This is a genomic window from Pseudomonas sp. (assembly GCF_049645325.1).
Classification (GTDB): domain Bacteria; phylum Pseudomonadota; class Gammaproteobacteria; order Pseudomonadales; family Pseudomonadaceae; genus Aquipseudomonas.
Genome location: NZ_JBARTQ010000014.1, coordinates 1 through 2,727 on the forward strand (window position 1 = coordinate 1; position 2,727 = coordinate 2,727).

The 2,727-nt window shown below is 60.7% G+C and carries 2 protein-coding genes; one reads left to right on the plus strand and one right to left on the minus strand.

Going from position 1 to position 2,727, the window contains the following annotated elements:
* Positions 1–149: 149 nt before the first annotated feature.
* Positions 150–1,061, minus strand: a complete 912-nt coding sequence (locus WBB95_RS00400; RefSeq protein ID WP_025857480.1) for a LysR substrate-binding domain-containing protein — start codon at positions 1,059–1,061, stop codon at positions 150–152.
* 249 nt (positions 1,062–1,310) lie between these two features.
* Here WBB95_RS00400 and WBB95_RS00405 point away from each other — a divergent pair, with 249 nt between their 5' ends.
* Entirely contained in the window at positions 1,311–2,726 is a 1,416-nt protein-coding gene (locus WBB95_RS00405) for a purine-cytosine permease family protein (protein WP_424485794.1), read from the plus strand.
* The last annotated feature ends 1 nt before the right edge of the window (position 2,727 follow it).

Genomic DNA, 2,727 nt, shown 5'->3' on the forward strand with positions numbered 1-2,727 from the left:
CTGGTTTGGGGCCGCTTCGCAGCCCAGCGCGGGGCAAGCCCGCTCACTACAACGATGTGTAGATACTTATGGCTATCGCAGGCAAGCCAGCTCCCACATTGGGTTTCCCACTGTGGAATCTTCATTGTTTATGAGATGGCATTCCAGGCTCAGCCCAGCAAACGCGCGAGCTCTTCCCGGCAGTAATCCACAAACAGCTGCACCGGCTTGGTCAACGGCGCCCGGCGCAGCCACACCGCCGACAACCCTGACCCCGTCACCGTCTCCGCCAACGGCACACACACCACTTTCTGCCCGTCATAGGTGTACTCGGTAAACGGCTTGGTCACCAAAATCGAAAACCCAAACCCCCTGCCGACCATCCCGCGCACCATCTCGATCGACGGCGAGCTGAACACGATATTCGGCGTCAACCCGCGCTCTTCAAAGATGCTCACGAAGTACGTGCGGCTCGGCAGCACGTCGAGCAAAATCATCGGCTCCAGCACCAAATCCGCCAGCGACACCTTGGCCTGCTGCGCAAAGCGATGATCCGCCGGCAACAACGCGTACGGCTGCTGCGGCGGCATCAATGGCGTGGTTTCAATCGTGCCGCCCAGGTCATGCTCAAACAGCATCGCCACATCAATACTGCCCGCCGTCAGCGCCTGCACCAGCTCTTGCTGCTCGCCATCGCGAATGCGGATTTCCACCCCCGGCCACCGCGCCTTGAACCCCGCAATCAAGCGCGGCAAATACAACGGCGCCACCGTTTCAAAGCAGCCAATATCGATCTGCCCCGCCACCACGTCATTGTCAGCCAGCGCGTTTTGCTCAAACTCATGCGCCACCCGCAACAGCTCCAGCGCCTTGCGATAAAACCGCGCGCCACTCGGCGTCAGCGAAACCCCCTGGGCGTGATGACGGATAAACAGCTGCACACCAAAGCTGTCTTCCAGCTGCTTGATCGCGGTCGACACCGACGGCTGCGCGATATACAGCTTGCGCGAGGCCTCGGCGACGCTGCCGCACTCGGCCGTGGTGACAAAATATCTAAGCTGGCGCAGGTTATAAGCGGCCATCGGGACCTCCAAAACGTGGGACTTCGCCCCAAACACGTGCATGAAAAACGGCTTTTCCACACTGATTCAAGCACCTGCAACATACCGGAGCAAAAAATCCGGCGAGATACTTTTTTTAAGGTCTATAGCAACAAACTTACTAATTTACCTCCCCGCGCCCATTGCAGATGATCACTCCAACAACAAAGCGTCGCCCACGCGCCGCACAGCGAAGTACGTCAACGTACTCACCTTGCCTTGGAGTTCGTCATGGTCACCACTGCAACACCCACCGCCCCGCTGATTGAAAAACACACGATCGGGTACGTGCCCCCCGAAGACCGCCATGGAAAGGTAAGAGACCTGTTCACCCTGTGGTTCGGCGGCAACATCGCGCCGTTGCCGATCGTCACCGGCGCGCTGGGTGTGCAACTGTTCCACCTCAACCTGGTGTGGGGCATCGTCGCCATCCTCGTCGGCCACCTGGTCGGCGGCGTGCTGATGGCGCTGCACTCGGCGCAGGGCCCGCAAATGGGCATCCCGCAAATGATCCAGAGCCGCGCCCAGTTCGGCTCCCTCGGCGCCCTGCTGGTGGTGGTGATCGCCGGCGTCATGTACATCGGCTTCTTCGCCTCCAACATCGTGCTCGCGGGTAAATCCCTGCACGGCGTGGTCGACAGCGTGCCCGTGCCCGTCGGCATCGTCATCGGCGCCTTGGGTTCCGGCATCATCGGCATCATCGGCTACCGCTTCATCCACGTGCTCAACCGCATCGGCACCTGGGTGCTCGGCGCCGGCATCGTGCTGGGCTTCGGCTACATCTTCACCCACGTGCAGACCACAGATTTTCTGACCCGCGGCAGCTTCAACATTTCCGGCTGGCTGGCCACCGTGTCCCTCGCGGCCCTGTGGCAGATCGCCTTCGCCCCGTACGTGTCCGACTATTCCCGTTACCTGCCCGCCGACGTGCCCGTCGCCTCCACCTTCTGGACCACCTACCTGGGCACCGTGCTCGGCTCCAGCCTGGCCTTCATCTTCGGCGCCGTCGCCGTACTCGCCACGCCGGTCGGCATGGACACCATGGACGCCGTCAAACTCGCCACCGGCGCCATCGGTCCACTCATGCTCCTGCTGTTTTTGCTCAGCGTGATCAGCCACAACGCCCTCAACCTCTACGGCGCCGTGCTGTCGATCATCACCCTGGTGCAAACCTTCGCCTACCACTGGATCCCCACCGCCAAAAGCCGCGCGGTGATCTCAATCCTCGTGCTCGCCGCCTGCGCTATCGCCGCCGTGTTCGCCTCCAAAGACTTCATCGGCCACTTCGTCGACATGGTGCTGGTGCTGCTCGTGGTACTGGTGCCGTGGACAGCGATCAACCTGATCGACTTTTACGCGATTCACAAAGGCAAGTACGACATTGCGTCGATCTTCCGCGTCGATGGCGGGATTTACGGCAAGTACAACCCGCAGGCGCTGCTGGCGTACGCGATCGGGATTGCGGTGCAGATTCCGTTCATGAACACGCCGCTGTATGTGGGGCCGATTTCGGAACACATTAATGGCGCGGATTTGTCCTGGGTGGTGGGGTTGGTGGTGACGTCGCCGTTGTATTTCTGGTTGGCGAGTCGGGACAGTGCTTATAAGAGGAGGATGGATGGAGGGAAGTTAGTGGGTGGGGTTTGAA

Bases quoted from the DNA above. Each gene is read 5' to 3' on its own strand.
- WBB95_RS00400 (WP_025857480.1), bottom strand. From the start codon at position 1,061: ATGGCCGCTTATAACCTGCGCCAGCTTAGATATTTTGTCACCACGGCC.
- WBB95_RS00405 (WP_424485794.1), top strand. From the start codon at position 1,311: ATGGTCACCACTGCAACACCCACCGCCCCGCTGATTGAAAAACACACG.